Source organism: Microbacterium sp. NPDC056569, from assembly GCF_042793475.1.
Lineage (GTDB): Bacteria > Actinomycetota > Actinomycetes > Actinomycetales > Microbacteriaceae > Microbacterium.
This window is the reverse complement of sequence record NZ_JBHTUV010000019.1, coordinates 35,812-58,828: the sequence shown is the minus strand read 5'-3', so window position 1 is coordinate 58,828 and position 23,017 is coordinate 35,812. Positions and strand designations below refer to the sequence as shown.

The window sequence follows — 23,017 nt, the reverse complement described above, 5'->3', positions numbered from 1 at the left end:
CCGGTCAGCGGATGAGGCCTGCGACGTCCAGGTCCTCCCACAGCGCGGCGGGGATCCCGATCGCCATGAGCTCGGCGTTGCGACGCAGCTGCTCGGGGCGGCTGCCGCCCACGACGACGGCGCGCACCGCCGGGTCGCGCAGGGGGAACTGCACGGCTGCGGCGGGCAGCGGCACATCGTGCGCGCGGCACACGGCGACGATGCGCTGCAGGCGTTCCCACAACGGCTCCGGCAGCCGTCCGTACTCGTACCGGTCGTCGCGCTCCGGCTCGTCCTTCGCCAACAGCCCGGAATTGAAGACGGATGCCGCGACCACCCCCGTCCCCCGCGCTCGGCAGGCCGGCAGCACGGCGTCCGCGGCCGGCTGCTCGAGCAGCGTGTAGCGGCCGGCGATCATGACGAGCTCCAGGTCGGCGCTCTCGACCGAGGCCGCGAGCGCCTCCGTCACCATCGAGCCGACGCCGATCGCATCGACCGCGCCGTCAGCCCGCAACTGCTCCAGCGCGGGGAACGCCTCGCGCAGCGCCAGGTCGAGGTCGTGCCGTTCGGGGTCGTGCAGGAAGAGGACGTCGACGCGATCGAGGCCGAGGCGCTCGAGCGATTCATCGAGGCTCGCGCGGATGCCCGCTTCGGAGAAGTCCCACTCGCGGCGCAGGGTCGCCGGCACATGGAAGTCGGCGGCGAGGTCGAGGCCCCCGTCATCCTCCGGGTTGGGGCGGAGGAGTCGCCCCGCCTTCGTCGAGATCACGAACTCGTCGCGCGGCTTGGTCCTGAGGAATGCGCCCAGACGCCGCTCCGAGAGCCCGAGGCCGTAGTGCGGGGCCGTGTCGAAGTACCGGATGCCGCTCTCCCAGGCCGCGTCGAGGATGGCCCAGGCCTCGTCGTCGCTCAGCGCGCGGAACAGGTTGCCGATGTTCGCCGCGCCGTACCCGAGGCGGGTGAGGGGACGCCCTGGGAAGTCACCGCGTTCGGGTCGCAGCATCCGTCGATCCGAACGCGTACTCGGCGCGGCTTGCCGCCTTCATCTCCATACCGGTGCCCGGCGCGGTCGGCGCGAGGTACACGCCCCCGCGCACGTCGGTCGGCACCACGAAGTGCTCGTGGAGGTGGTCGACGTACTCGATCATGCGGCCCTCTCGCGTGCCGGTGACGGCGACGAAGTCGAACATCGACAGGTGCTGCACGGCTTCGCAGAGGCCGACCCCGCCCGCGTGGGGGCACACCGGCACGCCGAACTTCGCCGCGAGAAGGAGGTTCGCGATGTTCTCGTTGACCCCGCCGACCCGTGCCGCGTCGATCTGCATGACCGAGATCGCGCCGGCCTGCAGCAGCTGCTTGAAGATCACGCGGTTCTGGGCGTGCTCGCCGGTCGCCACCCGCACGGGCGCGACGCCGCGCGCGATCTCGGCGTGACCGAGCACGTCGTCGGGACTCGTGGGCTCCTCGATCCACGCGGGGTCGAATTCGGCCAGCGCGTTCACCCACTCGATCGCCTCCGACACGTCCCAGCGCTGGTTCGCGTCGATCGCGATCGGGAAGCCTTCGCCGCACACCTCGCGCGCGACGCGAAGACGACGGACGTCGTCCTCGAGGTCGGCGCCGACCTTGAGCTTGATCTGGCCGAAGCCGTCCGCGATGGCCTCACGGCAGAGACGCGCGAGCTTCTCGTCGGAGTAGCCGAGCCAGCCGGGGCTCGTCGTGTACGCCGGGTAGCCCGTCGCGAGCAGCTCGCGCTCTCGTTCGGCGCGCCCGGGCTCGGCGTCGCGGAGGATCTGCAGCGCGTCCTCCGGGGTGAGGGCGTTCGTGAGGTAGCGGAAGTCGACGAGCGCGACGATCTCCTCGGGGCTCAGGCGCGACAGCAGCTGCCACAACGGGAGTCCCGCGCGCTTGGCCTTGATGTCCCACAGCGCGTTGACGACCGCGCCGATCGCCATGTGCATCACGCCCTTCTCGGGGCCGAGCCAGCGCAGCTGCGAGTCGCCGACGAGCTCGCGGTTCGTCGCGCCCATGTCGTCGAGGAGCGGTTCCAGGTCGCGCCCCAGGAGGTGCGGGGCCAGCGCGTCGAGCGCGGCGACCTGGACGTCGTTGCCGCGCCCGATCGTGAACACGAAGGCGTGACCGGAGACGCCGTCCGAGGCATCCGTCACGATACGGAGATAGGCGGCGGAGTAGTCGGGGTCGGGGTTCATCGCGTCGGAGCCGTCGAGGCTCAGCGACGTGGGGAAGCGGATGTCTGTCGTCTCGAAGGCGACGATGCGGCTCACGGGTCGGCTCCAGCTGTTTCGCGGCTCGGGATCGAACCGCTCGCAGTGTAAACATCCGATGTCTATACTGTCAATCACGCCCGCGGGCCCTGACGGCCGCGACGCCGCCCGCATCGAGATATCCAGGAGAGCCATGAAGTTCGCGCGCCTCGGCGAGTCCGGCAGCGAGGTCCCCGTCGTCCTCGACGGCGACCGTCACCTCGATCTGCGCCCGCTCACATCCGATGTCGACGGCCGATTCCTCGCCGACGATCCCGTCGGCCGCACCTCCGCCGCCATCGCCGCAGGGCTCCTCCCCGAGCTCGACGGCGCCGACGCGCTGCGCATCGGCGCCCCGATCGCAAGGCCGAGCGCAGTGGTGTGCATCGGACTGAACTACGCGGCGCACGCCGCCGAGTCCGGAGTCGCCCCGCCGCGCGCCCCCGTCATGTTCCTCAAGACGCCGAACACCGTCGTGGGGCCCAACGACGCGGTCACCATCCCGCGGGGCAGTGACAAGACGGACTGGGAGGTCGAGCTCGGCGTCGTCATCGGCCGCCGGGCGGCGTACCTCGACTCCCCCGCCGACGCGGCCGCGCACATCGCCGGCTATGTCACGGCGAACGACCTGTCCGAGCGCACGTTCCAGCTGGAGGTGTCGGGCGGACAGTGGTCGAAGGGCAAATGCGCACCCGGCTTCAACCCCACCGGCCCCTGGCTCGTGACCCCCGACGAGGTCGACCCGCAGGCGCTGCGCCTGCGCAGCCTCGTCAACGGTGAGCCGCGCCAGGACTCTTCGACCGCCGACATGATCTTCCCGGTGGACCACATCGTGTGGCACCTGTCGCAGTTCCTCGCACTCGAGCCCGGCGACCTCGTCCTCACCGGCACCCCCGAGGGCGTGGCGCTGTCGGGGAGGTTCCCGTACCTGAGGCCAGGCGATGTCGTCGACATCGAGATCGAGGGCCTCGGCGCCCAGCGCCAGGAGTTCGTGGCCTGGGAGGCGAACCGGTGAGCGGCCGGCAGCTCGACGGCCTCGTCGCCGTCGTGACGGGTGGAGCTTCGGGCATCGGCGCGGCGATCGCGACGGCGCTCGCAGAGGAGGGCGCTGAGGTCGCCGTGCTCGATCGCGACCCGTCGGGCGCCGACCCGCGGTTCGAGGCGTTCGCCGCCGACGTGTCGGACCGCGCCGCGGTCGACCGCGCGATCGCCGAGGTCGGGGCACGGTTCGGGCGCATCGACATCCTCGTGAACAACGCCGGCATCGGCGCACAGGGCGACGTGGCCGCCAACGACGACGACGAGTGGGCGCGCGTGCTCTCGATCAACGTCACCGGGATCGCGCGCGTCACGTCGGCCGCGCTCCCCTGGCTGCGGCGCTCGCCCGCCGCGGCGATCTGCAACACGTCGTCGATCGCGGCCACCGCGGGCCTCCCGCAGCGCGCGCTCTACAGCGCGTCGAAGGGGGCCGTGCTCTCCCTCACGCGCGCGATGGCCGCCGACCACCTGCGCGAGGGCATCCGCGTCAACGCCGTCAACCCCGGCACCGCCGACACCCCGTGGATCGGGCGGCTGCTCGCGAGCGCCCCCGACCCCGTCGCCGAGCGCGCAGCGCTCGAGGCGCGGCAGCCCCACGGGCGCCTGGTGTCGGCCGCCGAGGTCGCCGGCGCCGTGCTGTACCTCGTGAGCCCGACGTCGGGCTCGACGACGGGCACCTATATCGAGGTGGACGGCGGGATGTCGCCTCTCCGCCTGCGTCCGGCCGGCTCCTGACTCACGGTCCCCAGGGGGATACCGGCACCGGCGCAGGATTGGTCCAACAGGTCAACCGCCCTTCCACAGGAGCGCCCTGGCGCGAAATCTCCGGTAAGACCCTGGTTGACCTGTCGAACGAGTCCGCAGGCGGGCGAGCGGGCCCCTCCCGCTTCCGGGGGACGGATGCCGCTACCCCAGCCGGTAGATCCGTTCGGCGTTCTCGGCCAGCACCGCCCTCCGGCGATGCTCGCCGACGCGGTCGGCCAGCCACGACGACACCGTGTCGAGCCAGCGCCCGTAGGGAGCGGAGACGGGCCAGTCGCTGCCGAACAGCAGGCGGTCGGGACCGAACGCGTCGAGTGCCACGTCGAGGAACGGCCTCACCTGGGCGTCGGTCCACTCGCCGGGCGACTCCGCCGGAAGCCCTGAGAGCTTGCACACGACGTTCGGCCGCTGCGCGAGGTCGCGGAGAGACTCCGCCCATGGGGTGCCGTCGGCCGGGTCGGCGTCATCGGGCGATCCCAGCTCGGGCTTGCCCAGATGGTCCAGCACGATGGCGAGCTCGGGCAGGGCGTCGGCGAACGCGACGACATCCGGCAGCTGCTCCCAGCGCACGCACGCGTCGAACGAGAGCCCGGCCGCGGCGACCGCCTCCGCCGAGCGCAGGAAGCCCGGTCGCAGACAGAATCCCTCCGGCTCGGGCTGCAGCAGCCGTCGCACGCCGACGACGAGCGGCCGCGTCGCGAACGCCGCGAGGTGCTCGTCCGTCGCCGCCGGATCCTCGAGCGGCGCTCGTGCCACGATGCCCCGCACCGGCACCCGCGACGCCAGCGACGCGACCCAGTCCACCTCGGCGACCGCCTGCTCCGGCGCGCACTCCGCCTGCACGAAGACGAAGGTGCAGTCCGCGTCCGGGGCGTCCTGCAGCGCGACGTCGAGCTCTTCCGGTCCGAAAGGTCGGAGCAGAGGCCCCTCCAGCCACTCGTACGCGAGGACCTCGGGGTCCCAGAGATGGAGGTGTCCGTCCACGACTCGCATGCCACCCATTGTGCCGTTCGGGCCGGTGGCCGCGGCATCCGTTCGGCTGACATCCGATGTCTATGATGGGCGCGTGGCCGTCACCGACGAAGCGATCGAGAAGATCAAGGACATGATCGTCCGCGGCGAGCTGGCTCCGGGGTCGCGCCTGCCTCCCGAGAAGGACCTCGCCGAGCGCCTCGGCCTCTCGCGCAGCTCCATGCGCGAGGCGGTCAAGGCGCTCGAGGTCATCCGGGTGCTCGACGTGCGGCGCGGCGACGGCACGTACGTCACGAGCCTCGAGCCGAAGCTGCTGCTGGAGGCGATCTCGTTCGTCGTCGACCTGCACGACGACGACTCGCTCCTCGAGATCTTCGCCGTGCGGCGGGTGCTCGAATCGCACGCCACCGGTCTGGCCGCGCAGCGGGCGGACCCCGACGATGTGGCGGGGCTGGATGCCGAGATCCGCGGTGTCGCGAGCGACACCGACATCGAATCCCTGGTCGAGCACGACGTGCGCTTCCACAGCGCGATCGCGCGGCTCGCCGGCAACGACTACCTGGCGAGCCTGCTCGAGAGCCTCACCAGCCAGACCGTCCGCGCCCGGGTGTGGCGGGGGCTCACGCAGGCGGGTGCCGTCGAGCGGACGCTCTCCGAGCACCGCGCGATCCTCGACGCGATCGCCGACCACGACACCGAGCTCGCCACCTCGATCGCCCAGGTGCACATCGCGGGCATCGAGCGGTGGCTCCGCCAGGCTCGCGACGCCTGACGCCTGACCCCGGGTGAAGGGGCAGCGCCTGGCTGCAGCATCCGTCCCCCGCACGTGATGTCACCGAGATCACGCGTTGTGTGCGCGCACATCGCGTGCACTCGGTGAGAGCACGCGATGGGAACGTGCCCGCGCCCTGACCCGCGCAGGGCTACGCGAAGCGCACGGTCTGCTGCAGGCGCGTCCGGTAGTCGAACACCTCGTTGCCGCCGATGTCGCGCGCACCGGTGATGCCGCGTCGCAGCACCGTGGCGAGCGCGCTGCGCGAGACCACCGCCACGCGGACGCCGCGGACCCGGCCGATCTCGTCGATCGGGGCGAGCACGTCCTCGTCCGGCAGCACGACGATCGCGCCGCTGAACCGCACGCCCGCGGCGCGCGAGATCACCCGCATGCGGGCGAGCAGCTCGGCGAGCGGTGTGCCAGGCACCCCATCGCCGACGAACTCGCCGCGCCGCATCCGCACCGGGCCGCCGAAGTCCTCGGACAGGATGCCGTACAGCCCGCTGGGGCCGAGCACGATGTGGTCGATCTTGGCGTCGGGGTCGCCGTCCCTGCCCGCGGCCGCCACGTCGTGCCACACCGTGTAGCCCATGCCCAGGTCGGCCACCGTGCGGGCGGTCGCCTCCTCGGCGAGCGCGTCGGCCAGGAGGCGCCGTAGCGCCACCGGCGCCGACCGCACGAGCGCCGGATCGTACGGGTCGTCGAGCGTGACTCCGCGGCCCGCCCACTCGCGGATCAGCGTGAGGTAGCGCTCGCGGCGCCAGCCGCCGGGGTGCCCGTACGAGCGCGCGCGGGGGCGGGTGTCGGTGCGGGCCGCGGGCGGGCGCCAGCCCGACCATTCCGGAGCCGCCGCCTCGCCGAACCCGTGCCCGCGGTCGTACGCCGCGCGGGCATCCGGCGTGCCGACGAGCTCCCACGCCCGCTGCACCTGGATGAACACGGCCGCGTCGCCCCCGGTGTCGGGGTGGGTCTGCCGGAGCCGCAGGCGGTACGCCTTGCGGAGGGTCTCCTCGTCGACGCCGGGATCGACGGCGAGCACCTCGTAGGCCGACGCCGAGAGCGGACTGTCGAACACGTGCCCTCCCCGGGGGACTGCGATGACGGATGCTGCGAGCCGCGGTCTGCGGCGGGACTCAGGTTACGTCACCCGCGGAGGAGGTCGGCGCGCTCCCCTCAGCGACGCTCGTTGCGTCGCGCGTACGCGGCGGCGCTGCGACTGGACAGCGCGAGCAGCACGAGGATGTCGAGACTCAGCGACACGTACGTCGTGTCGACCGTGATCTCCTGCCCCTGCGCCCACCAGGCGACGAACGACGTGCTGATGGAGCCGACCGCGATGACCATCACGATCACGCGTGCCCAGTTGTAGCCGCGATAGACGAACACGGCGAACAGCAGGTCGATGAGCAGCACCGTGCCGCCGGCCGCCAGCACGAACCACAGTGCGGCCTGCGCTCCCGCGGGCGAAGGGTCGAACCCCTCCAGGACCGAGTCGGGGTCGGACAGGAGGGCGTCCCAGCCGGTGGCGATGCCCGTCAGCACCACCACCCCCGCGAGCACGCGCAGGAGGATGAGCGCGGTTCCGGCGGTCGTCGAGATCGGCCGCTTCATGCCGGGGTCGTAGCGGGGCGGCTTCAGCAGGCGCTTCGCCGGTTCGTAGGCGGGGCGCTTCTGCGGTGCGGGCATCTCGACGCTCACGCCGCCACCTCCCCCGCGCTCTCGAGGCGCGGCTCGACGGCGCGCACGTCGACGATCGGCAGGTCGCCGTCGGTGCGGATGCTGTCGCCGCCGCCGTTGCGGGCGTGGTAGCCGGTGGCGAAGTCGGCGATGACGTCCACGGTGACGCGGGGGTCGGCATCCGTCACGGTCTGGACGATGTGGTCGCGCTCGACATCGGTGTCGGCGTCGATGCGGTGGGTGACCTGCAGCGTGAACAGCGACAGCCCGACGCTCGTGTCGAACGTGCCGGCGGCGAGCCAGTCCACCCGGCGCCCGCCGGGCAGCAGCCAGTCGTCGGGGCAGCGCCAGAACCTCACGTGGTGGCGCTGGGCCGGATTGCCGTCGACCTCCTGCTGGTAGGCGAAGTCCTGCTGGCGGCCGAACAGGAACAGCGGGCTCACCGGCGCCTCGTCGTAGCTGCGCCGCGTGAGCGTCGACGTGACGATGCGCCACGACGAGCCGAGCGTCACCGGATCGGCCTGCGTCCAGCCCGCCGCCTCGAGCGCGGTCCGGATCTGCTCGCCGGTGCCGTGGAACGCGAGGTTCACCGGGTCGCCCAGCAGTCCGTCACTCGTCCGGGTGCGCCCGATGAAGTAGTCGGGCACGTAGATGGTGGTGAGGATGCGGTGCAGGCGGGGCAGCACGAGATACGCCAGGAGCACCCAGAAGGCGAGGAAGAACGGGATGCCCCACCACCCGACGTGGAACGTCTCGGTGAGGCTGAGGTACGCCAGCCACAGGGCCGCGACACCCGCGAAGACGAAGAAGAACCAGTCGATCGCGACGCCGATCGAGTAGCTCCTCCGGTGCCGGGTGCTCACGATCCCTCCTCGGCGTCGACGCCCGGGTCAGTCCCAGAGCGGGACGTCGGGCCGGTGGGCGAGGGCGGTCTCGCCGAGGTCCGCCGGCAGCTCGGCCAGGGTCGCCGGCTGCCAGTTCGGGGACCGGTCCTTGTCGATGACCTGTGCCCGGATGCCCTCGGCGAGGTCGGGCTGGGTGGTGGCGAACCACATCACCAGCCCGTACTCCTGGTCGAGCGCCTCGCGCAGCCCGGGGAGCTCGCGGGCCCGGCGGACGGCGGCGAGGGTCACGGCGAGTCCCGTGGGCGAGAGCTCGCCGAGCAGATCGGCGGTGGCGGATGCTGCGGGCTCGGGGCGCGCGCGCAGTCGCTCGACGATCTCGGGGACGGTGTCGGCCGCGAACGCGTCGTCGATCCACTCGCGTGCGGCGATCAGCCTCGACGGCGCCGGCGTCTCGTCGAAGAGCAGGACGAGTTCGGTCGGCGACGACGGATCGGCCCGCGTCTCGAGCGCGTCGCGAACCGCGTCGAGGTTCTCGTGGGGCACGTAGTGGTCGGCGAATCCGGCGTAGATCGCGTCCGAGGCATCCATCACCGCGCCTGTCAGTCCCAGATACTCGCCGAGGCGGCCCGGCGCGTGGGCCAGCAGCCACGTCCCGCCGACGTCGGGGGTGAAGCCGATGCGGGTCTCGGGCATGGCCAGCTGCGAGCGCTCGGTCACGATGCGGATCGCCGCGTGGCCGGCCACGCCGATGCCGCCGCCCATCGTGATGCCGTCGGCGAACGCGACGAACGGCTTGGGGTATTCGGCGATGCGCGCGTTGATCGCGTACTCGGCACGGAAGAACACCGCCGCGTCCTCGGCGCGGCCGCTCGTGACCTGCTCGGCGAGGCCGCGCACATCTCCCCCGGCGCAGAGTCCGCGCTCACCGGCGCCGTCGAGCAGCACCACGTCGACCTCGGTGTCGTGCTCCCACGCATCGAGCGCGGCGTGCAGGCGCTCGACCATTCCGAGGTCGAGGGCGTTGATGGCGCGGGGGCGATTGAGGGTGAGGCGCCCGAGGCCGCCGCTCGTGCTGACGAGGACGGTGGGCTCGGCGGCGGTCGCGAGGTCGGTCACGAGCGCAACGTTACCGGGCAGGCCAGAATCTCCCACCGCTGAGACCGGATTTCCGCCAGGATGGGACGGAGTTCTGCTTTGTGTCCGCAACGGCGCGGCCCCGTACTAGCCCACCGGGCTGTCGCCCACGACCACGAGAGGTTTCGGCATGCCCGACGGCCAGTCGCTGGAGTTCTCAGGTGTCACCAAGCGCTTCGGCGCCGTCACGGCGGTCGCGGGGCTCACCGCGCGCGTCGAACCGGGAAGGGTGACCGGATTCCTCGGGCCGAACGGCGCCGGAAAGACGACGACTCTGCGTGTGCTCCTGGGTCTCGAGCGCCCGACCGACGGTCACGCCACGATCGGCGGCAAGCGCTACGCCGAGCTCGACCGGCCGCTGCAGACCGTCGGCGCCGTGCTCGAGGCATCCAGCTTCCATCCCGGCCGCACGGCCGCCGCACACCTCACGATCTATGCGCAGGCGGCGGGCATCGCGAAGGCGCGCGTCGGCGAGGTGCTCGATCTCGTCGGATTGACGGATGCCGCGAACCGCAAGGTCGGCGGATTCTCGCTGGGCATGCGGCAGCGCCTCGGACTCGCCTACGCGCTGCTGGGCGATCCGGGCGTGCTCGTGCTCGACGAGCCGGCGAACGGGCTGGACCCCGAGGGCATCCGCTGGATGCGCGGCTTCCTCCGTCAGCTGGCCGGCGAGGGCCGCACCGTGCTGGTGTCGTCGCACCTCCTCGCCGAGGTGCAGCAGACCGTCGACGCGCTCCTGATCATCTCGCGCGGACGCCTGGTCTTCCAGGGCGGGGTCGACGAGCTCACCGACCCCGGCGAGTACGCCACCGTCGTCGACGCGCCCGACCGCGGCGCGCTGACGTCGGCGCTGAACGACGCCGGCGTGCCGTTCGAGGTGCTGCGCTCGGGCCTCACGGTGCGCGGCGTCGACCCGGCCGCCGTCGGCGCGGCGGCCGCCGCCGGCGGAGTGGCGCTGTCGTCGCTGCACCGCCGTGGCCCGGCGCTCGAAGAGGTCTTCCTCGACCTGGTGAACGGCAGCCGCGTGCACCCGAGCGCGATAGGGCACCTTCCCGCACAGGATGCGGCGGCGATCACGGTGCCGCCCGTCGACGAATCCGCTTCCGCGGACGAGGCTGCCGAGTCCGCGCTCACGGCGGCCGAGCTCGACGCCGAAGCCACCGCTGCGCCCGGAGCCGCCTCGGCCCTCGCCGCGGCCGCCGGCGCTGCCTGGGCGGCTGATACCCGCGAGAGCGACGAGCCCGCCGCCGACGCCGAGCCCGAGGCTCCCGCGCCCGTCGCCTACGCGGTCGCGAGCACCGGAGTCATCGACATCGTGCCCTCTGCGGCCCCCGAAGACGCCGACCCGGACGTCGAAGCCATCGGCCAGATCGACGAGGAGCTGTCTGCGGAGCCCGCACCCGAACCGGAACCCGAGCCCGAGCCCGAACCCGAACCCGAGCCCGCACCCGAACCGGACCCCGAGCCCGAACCCGCGCCGGAACCGGGCGGCGAGGCCGAGCCGGTCCCCGCCGATCCGTGGGCTCCCGACGACGCGGATCCCGATGTGGAGGCGATCGGCGAGATCGACGACGAGCTCTCGACGCCCGAGCCGCCCGACGCCGACGACGACCGCCCGTGGGAGCACTACGTCAAGACCGACTCCGACATCGAGGCGGACGCCTTCTTCGCGGCCTTCGACCACACCGCCCCCACCCGCGGATCGGAGGGCGAACCCGAACCCGAACCGCGACCCGAACCCGAACCCGAGCCCGAGCCCGAGCCCGAAGCCTGGGTGCCGCCGGAGGCCGAGGCCTTCGAGGAAGCCGTCGTCCACACGCCAGTGGGCGAATCGCCCGAACCGCAGATCGAGCAGGCGGACGAGGCATCCCCCTCCTCCGAAGATGCCCAGGCGGCAGATGCGTTCGCGGCACGCGCCGACGAGGAAGGGGGCGACCGATGAGCCTCACGGCAGCGACCCGCTCCGAGAGCACGAAGCTGTTCTCGACGAGCATCTGGTGGATCCTCGCGATCGTCCTGTTCGCGTACGTGGCATTCACCGCGGCGGCCCTCGGCTTCGTGTACTCGGCCGCCGCGACCGGCGCGCTGCCGGGTGACGCACCGCCGATGCCCGAAGAGGGCCTGGCTGCGACGCTGTACAGCACGGCGACCACCGTCGGCTACGTGTTCCCGCTGCTGGTGGGCACGCTCATGGTAACGGCGGAGTTCCGCCACAAGACGCTCACCCCCACGTTCCTCGCCACGCCCCGCCGCGGCCGAGTGCTCGTCGCGAAGCTCGCCATCGGCGCGCTGATCGGCGTGATCCTGGGCGTCATCGGCATCGTCGCGGCGGTCGGCACATCGGCGGCGTTCCTCGCGGGCTTCGGCCTCGAGACCGGGATCACGTCGTCCGACACGTGGGCGATGCTCGGACGGATGCTGCTCGCCTACGTCCTCTGGACGCTCATCGGCGTGGGCGTCGGCGCCCTGGTGCGCAACCAGGTCGGCGCGATCGTCGGCGTGCTGGTGTTCACGCAGTTCATCGAGCCCATCGGGCGCACGGCCGCCGCGTTCGTGGAGGGGCTGTCCGATCTCACGCGCTTCCTGCCGGGAGCGGCGAGCGACGCCCTGGTCGGGGCGAGCGTGTACTCGGTGGGCATCCCGCAGGGCGGCTCGGAGCCCCTCGAGTGGTGGGTGGGCGGCCTCGTGCTGCTCGGCTACGCGGTCGTGTTCGTCGTGCTCGGCCACCTGGTGAGCTGGCGCCGCGACGTCAGCTGACGCCCCGCGACCGCCGGCGCGTCAGACCGCGGGAGCGGGCGCCGGGGTCTTGCGGCCCCGCGCCTTGCGCTCGGGGACGACCGGGATCGTGCCCGTCTCGGCCGCGATGTCGACGACATCGGTCGGCTCGGCGGCCACTTCGACGCGCAGCGCCTGCACGAGGGCGAGACCGTGACGCGTGGTCAGGATGATGCGCTGGTACTCGGGATGACCCTCGAGGTCGATCACGACGCTGGGCCGGTGACGGCGGATGATCGCGAAGTCGTCGCCGCCTGCCGAGCGCCACGTGCCCATCGCGACGATGCCGCGCACGTGCGTGCCGGGGCTCGGGATGCCGCGAAGCCAGGTCCACGCGTCGTCCGTGAGCTGCACTTTGGTGATGGTGGAGCGCTCGATGACGACATTCCCCTTGCGGAATGACAGGGCGCGCTCGGACACCGACAGCACGACCTCGAGCTGCGTCGAGTCGAGCAGCAGCGTCACCATGTGCCCAGTCTGCCAGCGCAGGCGCTCCGAACCGGCCTCATTTGCTTACGGGAGGGCAACGATCCGCGGCCCCGGCGCCCCGCGCGCGGTGCAAGACTGGATCGGTGACCGTCGTGTCCCCCTCCGTCACCGCGTCCCCCGAAGCGGCCTCCGCCTCCGCCCTCGACGCCGCGCTCGGGCGCGCCGCGGCCGGCGAGCGGCTCGACGCGGCCGACGCCGAGGCGCTGCTGGGCGCGTCGGGCGTGCAGTTCGAGCGCCTGCTCGAGATCGCCGGAGCCCTGCGCGACGCCGGGCTCGCAGCATCCGGTCGTCCCGGTGTGATCACGTACTCGCGCAAGGTGTTCGTGCCGCTCACGACGCTGTGCCGCGACCGCTGCCACTACTGCGTCTTCGTCGACACCCCCGGGCAGCTCCTCAAGAAGCACAAGCCCGCGTACATGTCGCCCGAGCAGGTGCTCGCCGTCGTGCGGCAAGGACAGGCGATGGGCTGCAAGGAGGTGCTGCTGACCCTCGGCGACCGCCCCGAGGAGCGCTGGCCCGAGGCGCGCGTGTGGCTCGACGAGCACGGCTTCGCCTCGACGATCGAGTACGTCGCCCACATCGCGCGCCTGGTGACCGCCGAGACGGGCCTGCTCGCACACGCCAACCCCGGCGTCATGAGCGAGGACGAGCTGCGGATGCTGCGTCCTACCGCCCCGTCGATGGGCATGATGCTCGAGACGACCTCGCGCCGGCTGTTCGAGGAGCCCGGGCAGGTGCACTTCGGGTCACCCGACAAGGACCCGGACGTGCGGCTCGCGGTCATCGACGCGGCGGGGCGCGAACGGGTGCCGTTCACCACGGGGATCCTCGTGGGGATCGGCGAGACCGTGCGCGACCGCGCCGAGTCGCTCGTCGCGATCCGCGAGGCCCACGAGCGGCACGTCGTGGACGCCCAGGGCCACGTGCAGGAGGTGATCGTGCAGAACTTCCGCGCGAAGCCCCGCACCGCGATGCAGGGCGCCCCCGACGCCGAGCTGCTCGAGTACGTCGCGGCCGTCGCCGTGGCCCGGCTCGTCATGGGGCCGCGGATGCGGATCCAGGTCCCGCCGAACCTCTCGGACGCCACGGAGTTCGGCCTCCTCGTGCGCGCCGGCGCCGACGACTGGGGCGGCGTCTCGCCGCTCACCGCCGACCACGTCAACCCCGAGCGCCCCTGGCCGCACCTCGACGACCTCGCCCGCATGACCGCGGAGCTGGGCTTCGAGCTGCGCGAGCGCCTCACGGCGCAGCCCGAGTTCGTGCTCGACGCCGAGACGTGGGTCGACCCGGCGCTGCGCCCCGCGGTCGCTGCCCTCGCGGATCCCGAGACCGGGCTCGCCGCGCCCGGCCGCGCCGCCGTGCCCCCGGCATCCCCCTCCCCCACCCCGTCCACCGTCCCGCTCCCCTCTGTTCCGCAGTCACTTTCGGCGGATCGTGAGTCGGCGGACTCGCACAAGTCGACTGCGGAACAGCGGGGGGCGAGGGGGCGGACAGTGAAGCGGCTCGCGGAGGCCGCGGCGGCGGACCCGCTCGCGCTCGACGACGCCGAGTGGGTCGCGCTCCTCGAAGCAACGGGCGACGACGTCGACGTGCTCGCGGCGACCGCCGACGACGTGCGGCGCTACACCGTGGGCGAGGCCGTCACGCTCGTGGTGAACCGCAACCTCACCTCCACGGGGCTCCGGGCGACCGAGACCGACGACCCGGCCACCTTCACGCTCGACGACGTCGGCGCCGTCGCGGCCGACGCGTGGGATCTCGGCGCCACCGAGCTCTGCGTGCAGGGGCTCCTGCCGGAGTGGGAGGACCCCTCGGGCTACCTCGACATCGCGCGGGCCGTGAAGGCCGCGGCCCCCGGCATCCACCTCCACGCCTACCGGCCCCAGGACGTGCGTGACCTCGCCGACCGTTCCGGCCTCGGCCTCGAGGGCGCCATCGCCGCGTTGCGCGCGGCCGGCGTCGATACGGTGCCGGGCACGGGCGTCAAGGTGCTGAGCGAGCGGGTGCGCGTGCTCGTCGCGCCCGCCGATCTCGAGATCGACCGCTGGGTCGAGGGCATCACGGCGGCGCATCGCGCGGGGTTCCGGTCGACGAGCGTGATCTTCTACGGCCACGTCGAGACCGCCGCCGAGCGCATCGCGCACCTGCGTCGGCTGCGGGCGATCCAGGACGACACGCGGGGCTTCACGGAGTTCGTGCCGATCCCGCTTCCCGGCCCCGGCGGCGGCGTCCCGCTCGTTGCCGGCCGCGCGCCGCTCGACGAGCACCGGGCGATGGTCGCCGTCTCGCGCCTGCTGCTGTCGGGCAGCATCCCGCACGTGCAGATCCCCTGGACGCGCGTCGGGCGCGAGGCATCCGTCGTCCTGCTGCAGTCCGGCGGCGACGATCTCGGCGGCACGCTGCTCGACGGCCGGGTGAAGCCCGAGGCGGGCATCGAGCACGGCCTCGAGCTGCCGGTGACGGATGCCTCGTCCATGGTCTCCCGGCTGTTCCGGCCGTTCCGCCTGCGCACCACGACCTACGGTCAGGCGGGCGCGCGGTGACCCGGGTCGAGGTCGCGATCGTCGGCGCGGGTTTCGCCGGCATCGGTGTGGCATCGGCGCTGCGGCGGTCGGGCCGTGACGACTTCGTCCTGCTGGAGCGGGCGGCATCCGTCGGGGGCACCTGGCGCGACAACACGTATCCGGGCATCGCGTGCGACGTGCCCTCCCACCTGTACGGGTTCGCGGCGCACCCGAACCCGACGTGGTCGGGCACGTACGCGAGGGGCGCCGAGATCCACGCCTACCTCGAGCACGTCGTCGATGCCGAGGGACTGCGCGACCGACTGCGGCTTCACGCCCCGATGCGATGGGCCGGATGGGATGCCGAGCACGGGGTGTGGCGCATCGGCACCGGCTCGGGCCGCGAGGGCGGCGATGGCGATGACGTCGTCGTCGCCGACGTGCTCGTGCTCACCTGCGGGCGGCTCACGGAGCCGACGATCCCGCGGATCGCCGGGCTCGAGACGTTCCCCGGGCCGCTGTTCCACTCGGCGCGGTGGGACCACTCCGCGGATCTCGCCGGCGCGCGCGTGGGCGTCGTGGGGACCGGCGCCAGCGCGGTGCAGATCGTTCCGGAGCTCGCGCGCACGGCGGCGCACGTCACGCTCTTCCAGCGCACGCCCGCGTGGATCGTGCCGCGCGGCGGCGACGCCTACTCCGACGCCGACCGCGCCCGCTTCGTGGCCGACCCCGCATCGCTCGAGGCGCTGCGCGCCGACCTCTACGCCGAGGGCGAGGCGCGCTTCGCGTCGCGCTCGGGCGATTCCGCCGCCGCGGCCGCGGCCGAAGCGGTGGCGCTCGCGCACCTCGAGCGGCAGGTCGCCGACCCCGCGCTGCGCGCCGCACTCACCCCGGACTACGCGTTCGGCTGCAAGCGCGTGCTGCTGTCGGACGACTTCTACCCCGCCGTGGCGTCCGACGCCGTCTCACTGGTGACCTCCGCACTCGCCGGGGTGGAGGCCTCGGCTCTCGTCGCGTCCGACGGCACCCGCCACGAGGTCGACGCACTCGTCCTCGCGACCGGTTTCGCCTCGACCCGACAGCCGTACGCCGAGCTCGTCACCGGCGAGGACGGCGTGACGCTCGCCGAGCACTGGTCGGAGGGGATGACGGCATTCGCCTCGACCGTCGTCGCCGGCTTCCCGAACCTCTTCGTGCTGAACGGCCCGAACGCCTCGCTCGGCCACTCCTCGAGCGTGCTCATGATCGAGGAGCAGGCCGGCTACGTCACCCGCGTCCTCGACGGTCGCGCCGGCCGCGTGCTCCGCGTCGACCCCGCCGCCGAGCGGACCTACACCGACGAGATCGCGCGGGCCGCGGCATCCACCCGCTGGATGACCGGCGGATGCCGCAACTGGTACGTCGACGAGCGCTCGGGCCGGCTCGCGCTGCTCTGGCCGGGCACGGTCGATGCGTTCCGCGAGCGACTCGCCCGTGCCGACGGCTCCGAGTTCCTCCCCGCACCCGCTCTCGAAGGGAGCCCTGCATGATCCCGCTGCGCTTCGGCTACAAGGCCTCTGCCGAGCAGTTCGGCCCGGCCGAGCTGCTGGACTACGCGATCCAGGCCGAGGAGGCCGGCTTCGACTCGGTCTTCATCTCGGACCACCTGCAGCCGTGGCTGCACGACGGCGGGCACGCCCCGGCATCCGTCCCGTGGCTCGGAGCGCTCGGCGCGAAGACCTCGCGCGTGCTCATCGGCACGTCGGTGCTCACGCCGACGTTCCGCTACAACCCGACGGTCGTCGCACAGGACTTCGCGACGCTCGGCGTGATGTACCCGGGGCGCGTGATCCTCGGCGTCGGCACCGGCGAGGCGCTCAACGAGGCGAACCTCGGCATCACGTGGCCCGATCCGCCCGAGCGGTTCCAGCGGCTCAAGGAGGCCATCGGCCTCATCCGCCGACTCTGGTCGGAGGACCGCGTCAACTTCGACGGCACGTACTATCACGCGCACAACATCACGATCTACGACAAGCTGCCCCAGCCCGTGCCGATCTACATCGGCGCCGCCGGCCCCGCCGCGACGCGTCTCGCCGGACGCATCGCCGACGGCTTCATCACGACTTCGGGCAAGAAGCGGGAGCTGTACACCGACACCCTGCTGCCCGCGCTGCACGAGGGACTCGAGAAGGCGGGCCGCCCGGCCGACGCCATCGACACGCTGATGGAGATCAAGGTCTCGCTCGACGAGACGATCGAGGCCGCGAAGGAGAAGACCCGGTTCTGGGCGCCGCTCGCGCTCACCCCCGAGGAGAAGATGGGCATCGACGATCCCATCGAGATGCAGCGGCTCGGCGAGGCGCTGCCGATCGAGCGCGCGGCCTCGCGGTTCATCGTGTCGGACGATCCCGATGAGCACGTCGAGCGTATCGGCTGGTACATCGGCCTCGGCTTCCGTCACCTGGTGTTCCACGACCCTGGCCACGACCAGGGCGCGTTCCTGCGGCTGTACGGCGAAGAGATCCTGCCGCGCCTGCGCGCGAAGTACGCGTGAGCCCGCTCTTCGGCCGGCGTCCGCGTGCCGCAACTGCGCCGGAATCACGGGGCGAGGGCGAGGAGCCGCGCCGCTCCGCAGAAGGGGAGTCCGGTGAGGCGGAGTTGCGGCCCGCACGCTGGGTCGTGGTGGTGCCGGTCAAGCCGTCGGCGCGCGCGAAGTCGCGGCTCGACGTGGACGGCGTCGGCCGCGCCGACCTCGCCCGCGCGATCGCGCTCGACACCCTCACCGCTGCGACCGCGTGCGAGCTCGTCGCTCAGGTCGTGGTGGTGACCGACGACGCCGCGCTCGCGCGCGAGGCCGCGATGATCCCGGCGCTGAGGTTCGTTCCCGAGGGCGACGCGCGCGGGCTCGACGCCGCGGTCGCGACGGGCGTGTCGGCGATCGATCCGAACGGACGGATGCCGCGCGCCGCCCTTCTCGGAGACCTTCCGGCGCTGCGGCCCGAGGATCTCGCCGACGCGCTGCGGGCCGCAGCATCCGTCCCCCGCGGCGTCGTTCCCGACGCGGAGGGCACCGGCTCGACGCTGGTCACGGCGGGGATCGGCATCGAGTGGACGTCGTCGTTCGGCGACGGCTCGTTCGCGCGGCACGTCACCCTCGGGTGCACGGCGCTTCCGATTCCGGATGCCTCGACCCTCCGCCACGACGTCGACACCGCCGGCCAGCTCGAGGCCGCTCGCACGCTCGGTCTGGGCCCGCGGACGGCGGCCCTCCTCCCCCGCTGAGGCCGCCGCATCCGCCCGCTGGACCACCGCTGCGCCCGCCGAGTGGGCCCTTCCGGTCGCTGACCCGCCCGGAAGCGACCGCACCGGCCGACCCCGTCACCTGATGTCGCGATCCGCAGGCCGTGGTCGGCCCGGCCAGTCGCAATGCGTGCCTCAGGCGACTGCACGGGCCGACCCGAGCCCGCCGAGACCACAGCTAGCCTGGCGGGATGACCGACTACCAGGTGCTGGAGATGGGCGGGCTCGACGAGTGGCGGGCGCACTACGGCGGGTTCACACCCGAGAAGTCGCGCGACGGTCGCCGCGTCGTGGACCACGACATGACGATGCAGTACATCGGGATGACGGCGAACGCGTTCGAGCCCGGTGAGCAGGCGGGCTACTGGCACACCCACGCGCGCGTCGAGGAGCTGTATGTCTTCCTCGCCGGCCGCGGGCAGATGGGCCTCGACGACGACATCGTCGACGTCGGCCCGGGCACGGTCGTACGGGTGGGTCAGGGTGTGTGGCGCACGTGGCGCGCGACCCCCGACAGCCCCGCGCAGCTGCGCTGGCTGTGCATCCGTGCGGGCGGCACCGAGCTTCCGCACCTCCCCGACGACAGCACGCGCGACAACGAGCGCCCCTCTCCCTGGGCCTGAGCTGGCCTCGCGTCAGACGACGAGCAGGTAGACCGCGCCGACGATCGTGAAGGCGATCACGAGCTTCTCGAAGACCGACTGGGGCATGCGGTCGGCGAGCCAGCGGCCGAGCAACGCGGCGACGACCACGAGCGGGACGAGCACGAGGTCGATGAGCAGGCCGGGCACGGTGATGATGCCGATGCCGATCGAGAACGGCACCTTGAAGAGGTTGACGATCGCGAAGAACCAGGCGGCGGTGCCGAGGAATGCCTTCACCTCGAACCGGGCCGCCAGGAAGTACATCGACATCACCGGGCCTGCCGCGTTCGCGACCATCGTCGTGAACCCCCCGAGCGTGCCGTACGTCGCGGCGGCGACGCGGTGCGAGCCGCCGCCCTCCACTTCCGCGGCGAACCGGCGCCGCAGGAGCGTGATCGCGATCACGGCGAGCAGGATCACGCCGATCGACTTCTTCACCCATACGTCGTCGGCGAACCACAGGAAGACCACTCCGAGCAGCACGCCGACCACGACCGCGGGCGCGAGCCGCAACAGGGTGCGCCAGTCGGCGTGCCGGCGGTACATGGTCACCGCGAACAGGTCTGCGACGATCAGCAGGAGCAGCAGGACGCCCGTCGACTGCTTCGCCGGCAGCACCGCCGCGAAGATCGCGACGGCGATCGTGCCCGCGCCGGGCACGGCGGTCTTCGAGAGTCCGACGACGACGGCGCCGATGCCGAGCAGGGCCCAGGCCCACCACGCCAGTTCGGGCATGGTCACACTCCGACGCCCGCGAGCGCCGCCTCACCGAGCGCCGCCTGGCGCGCAGCATCCGTCATCCAGAGCGGGCGGACGAGCGGACGGATGCCGAGCCCCGCCACGTCGTCGGCGGCGGCCTCGTCCTCTTCGGCGAGGAGCCATGCGTCGAGCAGGCCGCCGTTCGCGCGGGCGCCGTACAGACCCGCGACCGCCGTCGCGGAGGTCTCGACACCGATCGCCATGAGGCAGACGTCAGCCATGCCGCGCACGACCTTGCCGCCGATGATCGGCGAGACGCCGACGACCGGAGCGGCGGTGGCACGCAGCGCCTCGCGCACACCCGGCACGGCGAGGATCGGGCCGATCGAGACGACCGGGTTGGAAGGGGCGAGCAGCACGGCGTCGGCAGCAGCGATCGCCTCCGCGACGCCGGGAGCCGCGGTGGCCGCCTCGACGCCCGGATTCTCGAACCGCGCGGGCGCGAGGGTCGCGCGATGGCGCGTCCACCACTCCTGGAAGTGCAGGCGCGTGCCGTCTTCGAGCACGACGACGGTGTCGACCTCGCTGTCGGTCATCGGCAGCAGCCGAGCGCCGAGATCCCAGCGGTGCGACATGCGCTCGAGCACGTCGGTCGGGGTGAGCCCCTCCCGCAGCCAGCCCGTGCGCGCGAGGTGCGTGCCGAGGTCGAGGTCGCCCAGCGTGAACCACGGCCAGCCGGCGCCCCACTCCTGCAGCTCGTGGTTGACGCGCTCCGTGTCACCCTGCCGACCCCAGCCGCGCTCGGCGTCGTTGACTCCGGCGAGGGCGTACGTGATCGAGTCGACGTCCGGCTGCAGCCGGACGCCCGACAGCCACAGATCGTCGCCGGTGTTGACGACGACGGTCAGGGCCTCGGCGGTGTCGTCGATGCCGCGGGCGCGCAGCGCGCCGCGAACGCCGAGGACGAACCGGGAGCCACCGACGCCGCCCGCGAGCACGACGATGCGGGGCGTACCGGTCACGGCGGGTCAGTTCCGGGTGTCGATGCCGCCGAGCCGCGGAATCATGCCGGTCTTGGGGGCGTATTCGTCGGCGGCGTGCGGGAGGGAGAACTTGCCGACAGCGTCGATGAGTGCGTCGACCGTCTGGGCGTCGGCAACGACGTCGACGTCGAGGCCCGCGCGGCGAGCGTCCTTGGCGGTGCGGGGACCGATCGCGGCGATGAGGGTGGTGTCGGGGATGTCGGGGAACTGCTCGTGCACCTGCTGCGCGACCGAGCCGCTCGTCACGAGGATGGCGTTGATGCGCCCGGACTGGACGTCCTCGGCGATGCGCTCGGTGACCGGCACGCCGACGGTGCGGTACGCGACGACGCTCTGGACGCGGTGCCCCGCCTCGGTGAGCATGCGGGTGAGCACCGGCTTCGCGATCTCGCTGCGGAGGGTGAGGATGTCGCGGGCCTCCGGCTCGAGGGCGATCAGCTGCTCCGCCATGCCAGCGGCGGAGTTGTCGCGCTCGGGGACGAGGTCGACACGGTAGCCGACGGCGAGGAGGGCGGCCGCCGTCGTCTCGCCCACCGCGGCGATCTTCGTCGTCGGGGGAACGACTGCGCGGTACGCGTAGAGCACGTCGACCGTGGTGGCGCTCGTGACCGTGAGCCACTCGAATCTGCCGGCGGCGAGGTCGGCGAGCGCCTGGTCGAGGGCCGCCTGGTCGTTCGTGGGGGCGAAGTTGATGAGCGGTGCGATCACGGGGATCGCGCCTTGGCGGCGGAGAGTCGCCGCGACGCCGTCGCCCCAGGGGCCGCCGCGGGGTACGAGGACGCGCCAGCCGGTCAGGGGTTTGACGGACTGGTGCTGTGCTGCGGCGGTGTTCATAGGGGGGTCGACTCTCGATGATGCTCAGTCGGCCGCCCAAAGAAGATCGAGGCAGCCGATGCGCGATTCGAATCGGGTTCGCGCGATCGGCAGCTAACGCATCATTGCACTGCCTTGCCTCCCGAGCATACCCCCGATCGCGGAACCCGTGCCCCTCGCCGTCGGCGAGCGATCACGGCCGGATCAGCGCGTCTGCGCGATCAGCGCGTGTAGAGGCGGACGAAGCCCCAGACCGCGGCGCCGACCGCGGCGGCGCCCGCGATGACCGCGACCGCCGTGAGCGCCGGGTTGCGACGGTTGAACGCGCGCGCCTGCTCGATACTCCGGTCGATGCTGCGCTCGACCCGGCGGGGGACGTTCGCCTTCTCCTCGATCGCGGCGAGTGCGGCCTTGAGCTCCGTCCTCGCCTGCTCGACGGGATCGGCGATCCCGAGGGGCACGGCGGTGCGAGGCACCGCGACGGAGTTCTTCGACAGCGGCACGGGCGCGTCAGAGCTCATCGCGCACCTCCTTCACGTCCAGGGCGATCGATTGGACCGGGTTGCGGCGCTCCCCGATCCGGCGGAAGTAGAGGACGCCGATGAACGCGAAGACGGCGGTGACGATCAGCATCGCGAAGAACACGACGAGGGCCGACAGCCACACCGGCCACCACGACGACAGCCCCGCGATCACGAAGGTGCCGAAGACGGGCACCGACCAGAACAGCACGAACAGCGCGGCGAAGACCCAGAGCGCTCCCCATCCGCCGTCCTTCGCGGTCTTGGCGAGCCAGGCCTTCGCGGCGTCGATCTCCGCGATGACGAGGTTGCGGATCAGCTCCGGGATCTCGCCCAGCAGGGTGAGCAGGCTGTCGTCCGCGCGGTCGCGGAAGCCGCGAGGGGTCGTCATCACGTCAGGCCCCGCCGCGACCGTTCTCGGAGGCGTCGTCGATGACGTCGTCGACGGCGTCCTTCACCGCCTTCGCCGAGGTCTGCGCCGCCTTGCCGACGTCGTCGGCCGAGTCCTTGCCGACCTTGATCGCCGCGTCGAGCTTCTGCCCGGCGGTGCCCCTCGAGCCGGCCGCCTGCGTGACCTTCACCGCGGACTCCCACAGTGTCGACGGCAGCGCCATCGCCTGCGACTTCGCGAAGTCCTTCACCTTGCCGACCTGCGTCTGCACGGGCTCGGTGTTCCACACCTTGAGCCACTGCGTCTTGATCTGCTCGTACCGCTCGCGGCCCGCCCGCGTACCGAGCACGTACCCGATCGCGAGTCCGATGACGAGTCCAGCCTTGCCCCTCATGAGGTCTCCTCACGCTCGG

The 23,017-nt window shown here is 72.4% G+C and carries 24 protein-coding genes; 10 read left to right on the top strand and 14 right to left on the bottom strand.

Going from position 1 to position 23,017, the window contains the following annotated elements; genetic code table 11:
- Positions 1-4: 4 nt before the first annotated feature.
- Both ACFQ7C_RS18430 and ACFQ7C_RS18425 read right to left on the bottom strand, forming a co-directional pair.
- On the bottom strand, positions 5-982 hold the full coding sequence (locus ACFQ7C_RS18430) for an aldo/keto reductase (protein WP_378904691.1): 978 nt from the start codon (positions 980-982) through the stop codon (positions 5-7).
- Positions 960-2,264 carry an L-fuconate dehydratase gene (locus tag ACFQ7C_RS18425; RefSeq protein ID WP_378904688.1) on the bottom strand — a complete coding sequence of 435 codons (1,305 nt, stop codon included), beginning with the start codon at positions 2,262-2,264 and terminating at the stop codon, positions 960-962. The genes ACFQ7C_RS18430 and ACFQ7C_RS18425 overlap by 23 nt, the downstream gene beginning before the upstream one ends.
- Positions 2,265-2,397: 133 nt before the next feature.
- On the opposite strand from ACFQ7C_RS18425, the gene ACFQ7C_RS18420 reads away from it, so the two are divergent.
- Complete coding sequence (locus ACFQ7C_RS18420) at positions 2,398-3,258, top strand: fumarylacetoacetate hydrolase family protein (protein ID WP_378904685.1); 861 nt, start codon at positions 2,398-2,400, stop codon at positions 3,256-3,258.
- Positions 3,255-4,016 (top strand): SDR family NAD(P)-dependent oxidoreductase, encoded by a 762-nt coding sequence (locus tag ACFQ7C_RS18415; protein ID WP_378904682.1) that lies wholly within the window; start codon positions 3,255-3,257, stop codon positions 4,014-4,016. Before ACFQ7C_RS18420 ends, ACFQ7C_RS18415 begins: the two co-directional genes overlap by 4 nt.
- A 171-nt stretch (positions 4,017-4,187) precedes the next feature.
- Here ACFQ7C_RS18415 and ACFQ7C_RS18410 read toward each other — a convergent pair whose 3' ends face one another.
- Positions 4,188-5,036: an amidohydrolase family protein gene (locus tag ACFQ7C_RS18410; RefSeq protein WP_378904679.1), complete on the bottom strand. Its 849-nt coding sequence runs from the start codon at positions 5,034-5,036 to the stop codon at positions 4,188-4,190.
- Positions 5,037-5,109: 73 nt separating this feature from the next.
- Between ACFQ7C_RS18410 and ACFQ7C_RS18405 the strand changes: the two genes are divergently transcribed.
- Positions 5,110-5,787 (top strand): FadR/GntR family transcriptional regulator, encoded by a 678-nt coding sequence (locus tag ACFQ7C_RS18405; RefSeq protein ID WP_378904676.1) that lies wholly within the window; start codon positions 5,110-5,112, stop codon positions 5,785-5,787.
- Positions 5,788-5,938: 151 nt separating this feature from the next.
- On the opposite strand, the gene ACFQ7C_RS18400 is transcribed toward ACFQ7C_RS18405, so the two are convergent.
- The 4 genes from ACFQ7C_RS18400 to ACFQ7C_RS18385 all read right to left on the bottom strand — a co-directional run bounded on the left by ACFQ7C_RS18400 (position 5,939) and on the right by ACFQ7C_RS18385 (position 9,428).
- Entirely contained in the window at positions 5,939-6,865 is a 927-nt protein-coding gene (locus ACFQ7C_RS18400) for a DnaJ domain-containing protein (protein WP_378904673.1), read from the bottom strand.
- A gap of 98 nt (positions 6,866-6,963) precedes the next feature.
- Entirely contained in the window at positions 6,964-7,488 is a 525-nt protein-coding gene (locus tag ACFQ7C_RS18395) for a hypothetical protein (protein WP_378904670.1), read from the bottom strand.
- Positions 7,485-8,330 (bottom strand): LssY C-terminal domain-containing protein, encoded by an 846-nt coding sequence (locus ACFQ7C_RS18390; protein ID WP_378904667.1) that lies wholly within the window; start codon positions 8,328-8,330, stop codon positions 7,485-7,487. The genes ACFQ7C_RS18395 and ACFQ7C_RS18390 overlap by 4 nt, the downstream gene beginning before the upstream one ends.
- Positions 8,331-8,357: 27 nt before the next feature.
- Positions 8,358-9,428, bottom strand: coding sequence for an enoyl-CoA hydratase/isomerase family protein (locus ACFQ7C_RS18385; protein ID WP_378904664.1), 1,071 nt, complete (start codon positions 9,426-9,428; stop codon positions 8,358-8,360).
- Positions 9,429-9,576: 148 nt separating this feature from the next.
- Here ACFQ7C_RS18385 and ACFQ7C_RS18380 point away from each other — a divergent pair, with 148 nt between their 5' ends.
- Positions 9,577-11,388, top strand: a complete 1,812-nt coding sequence (locus ACFQ7C_RS18380) for an ABC transporter ATP-binding protein (protein ID WP_378904661.1) — start codon at positions 9,577-9,579, stop codon at positions 11,386-11,388.
- Positions 11,385-12,203, top strand: a complete 819-nt coding sequence (locus tag ACFQ7C_RS18375) for an ABC transporter permease (protein ID WP_378904658.1) — start codon at positions 11,385-11,387, stop codon at positions 12,201-12,203. The genes ACFQ7C_RS18380 and ACFQ7C_RS18375 overlap by 4 nt, the downstream gene beginning before the upstream one ends.
- A 21-nt stretch (positions 12,204-12,224) precedes the next feature.
- Here ACFQ7C_RS18375 and ACFQ7C_RS18370 read toward each other — a convergent pair whose 3' ends face one another.
- The gene (locus ACFQ7C_RS18370; protein ID WP_378904655.1) at positions 12,225-12,689 is read right to left on the bottom strand and encodes a hypothetical protein; all 465 of its coding nucleotides are present in this window, start codon (positions 12,687-12,689) and stop codon (positions 12,225-12,227) included.
- Positions 12,690-12,793: 104 nt separating this feature from the next.
- Here ACFQ7C_RS18370 and cofG point away from each other — a divergent pair, with 104 nt between their 5' ends.
- The 5 genes from cofG (at position 12,794) to ACFQ7C_RS18345 (ending at position 19,116) form a co-directional block, all read left to right on the top strand.
- A complete protein-coding gene (gene cofG, locus ACFQ7C_RS18365; RefSeq protein ID WP_378904652.1) occupies positions 12,794-15,253 on the top strand; it encodes a 7,8-didemethyl-8-hydroxy-5-deazariboflavin synthase CofG in 2,460 nt (819 codons plus the stop codon).
- On the top strand, positions 15,250-16,743 hold the full coding sequence (locus tag ACFQ7C_RS18360; protein WP_378904649.1) for a flavin-containing monooxygenase: 1,494 nt from the start codon (positions 15,250-15,252) through the stop codon (positions 16,741-16,743). The genes cofG and ACFQ7C_RS18360 overlap by 4 nt, the downstream gene beginning before the upstream one ends.
- The gene (fgd, locus tag ACFQ7C_RS18355; protein ID WP_378904646.1) at positions 16,740-17,747 is read left to right on the top strand and encodes a glucose-6-phosphate dehydrogenase (coenzyme-F420); all 1,008 of its coding nucleotides are present in this window, start codon (positions 16,740-16,742) and stop codon (positions 17,745-17,747) included. Before ACFQ7C_RS18360 ends, fgd begins: the two co-directional genes overlap by 4 nt.
- A complete protein-coding gene (gene cofC / locus ACFQ7C_RS18350) occupies positions 17,744-18,475 on the top strand; it encodes a 2-phospho-L-lactate guanylyltransferase (RefSeq protein ID WP_378904643.1) in 732 nt (243 codons plus the stop codon). The genes fgd and cofC overlap by 4 nt, the downstream gene beginning before the upstream one ends.
- A 209-nt stretch (positions 18,476-18,684) precedes the next feature.
- Positions 18,685-19,116 carry a cupin domain-containing protein gene (locus ACFQ7C_RS18345; protein ID WP_378904640.1) on the top strand — a complete coding sequence of 144 codons (432 nt, stop codon included), beginning with the start codon at positions 18,685-18,687 and terminating at the stop codon, positions 19,114-19,116.
- Between the two features lie 12 nt (positions 19,117-19,128).
- Here the strand turns inward: ACFQ7C_RS18345 and ACFQ7C_RS18340 are convergent, their stop codons facing one another.
- The 6 genes from ACFQ7C_RS18340 to ACFQ7C_RS18315 form a co-directional block, all read right to left on the bottom strand.
- On the bottom strand, positions 19,129-19,872 hold the full coding sequence (locus tag ACFQ7C_RS18340; RefSeq protein WP_378904638.1) for a sulfite exporter TauE/SafE family protein: 744 nt from the start codon (positions 19,870-19,872) through the stop codon (positions 19,129-19,131).
- 2 nt (positions 19,873-19,874) lie between these two features.
- Complete coding sequence (gene cofD / locus ACFQ7C_RS18335) at positions 19,875-20,858, bottom strand: 2-phospho-L-lactate transferase (protein WP_378904635.1); 984 nt, start codon at positions 20,856-20,858, stop codon at positions 19,875-19,877.
- 6 nt (positions 20,859-20,864) lie between these two features.
- The gene (locus ACFQ7C_RS18330; RefSeq protein WP_378904632.1) at positions 20,865-21,713 is read right to left on the bottom strand and encodes a uroporphyrinogen-III synthase; all 849 of its coding nucleotides are present in this window, start codon (positions 21,711-21,713) and stop codon (positions 20,865-20,867) included.
- A 200-nt stretch (positions 21,714-21,913) separates the two neighbouring features.
- Positions 21,914-22,213, bottom strand: coding sequence for a hypothetical protein (locus ACFQ7C_RS18325; RefSeq protein WP_378904630.1), 300 nt, complete (start codon positions 22,211-22,213; stop codon positions 21,914-21,916).
- A complete protein-coding gene (locus ACFQ7C_RS18320; RefSeq protein WP_378904628.1) occupies positions 22,203-22,604 on the bottom strand; it encodes a phage holin family protein in 402 nt (133 codons plus the stop codon). The genes ACFQ7C_RS18325 and ACFQ7C_RS18320 overlap by 11 nt, the downstream gene beginning before the upstream one ends.
- A gap of 4 nt (positions 22,605-22,608) precedes the next feature.
- The gene (locus ACFQ7C_RS18315) at positions 22,609-22,998 is read right to left on the bottom strand and encodes a hypothetical protein (protein ID WP_378904625.1); all 390 of its coding nucleotides are present in this window, start codon (positions 22,996-22,998) and stop codon (positions 22,609-22,611) included.
- Positions 22,999-23,017: the final 19 nt, after the last annotated feature.

Coding starts and splice junctions, on each gene's coding strand:
- ACFQ7C_RS18380 (WP_378904661.1), top strand. CDS start 9,577: ATGCCCGACGGCCAGTCGCTGGAGTTCTCAGGTGTCACCAAGCGCTTC.
- ACFQ7C_RS18325 (WP_378904630.1), bottom strand. CDS start 22,213: ATGAGCTCTGACGCGCCCGTGCCGCTGTCGAAGAACTCCGTCGCGGTG.
- ACFQ7C_RS18375 (WP_378904658.1), top strand. CDS start 11,385: ATGAGCCTCACGGCAGCGACCCGCTCCGAGAGCACGAAGCTGTTCTCG.
- ACFQ7C_RS18330 (WP_378904632.1), bottom strand. CDS start 21,713: ATGAACACCGCCGCAGCACAGCACCAGTCCGTCAAACCCCTGACCGGC.
- ACFQ7C_RS18410 (WP_378904679.1), bottom strand. CDS start 5,036: ATGCGAGTCGTGGACGGACACCTCCATCTCTGGGACCCCGAGGTCCTC.
- ACFQ7C_RS18315 (WP_378904625.1), bottom strand. CDS start 22,998: ATGAGGGGCAAGGCTGGACTCGTCATCGGACTCGCGATCGGGTACGTG.
- ACFQ7C_RS18345 (WP_378904640.1), top strand. CDS start 18,685: ATGACCGACTACCAGGTGCTGGAGATGGGCGGGCTCGACGAGTGGCGG.
- ACFQ7C_RS18430 (WP_378904691.1), bottom strand. CDS start 982: ATGCTGCGACCCGAACGCGGTGACTTCCCAGGGCGTCCCCTCACCCGC.
- ACFQ7C_RS18340 (WP_378904638.1), bottom strand. CDS start 19,872: ATGCCCGAACTGGCGTGGTGGGCCTGGGCCCTGCTCGGCATCGGCGCC.
- ACFQ7C_RS18320 (WP_378904628.1), bottom strand. CDS start 22,604: ATGACGACCCCTCGCGGCTTCCGCGACCGCGCGGACGACAGCCTGCTC.
- ACFQ7C_RS18370 (WP_378904655.1), bottom strand. CDS start 12,689: ATGGTGACGCTGCTGCTCGACTCGACGCAGCTCGAGGTCGTGCTGTCG.
- ACFQ7C_RS18420 (WP_378904685.1), top strand. CDS start 2,398: ATGAAGTTCGCGCGCCTCGGCGAGTCCGGCAGCGAGGTCCCCGTCGTC.
- fgd (WP_378904646.1), top strand. CDS start 16,740: ATGATCCCGCTGCGCTTCGGCTACAAGGCCTCTGCCGAGCAGTTCGGC.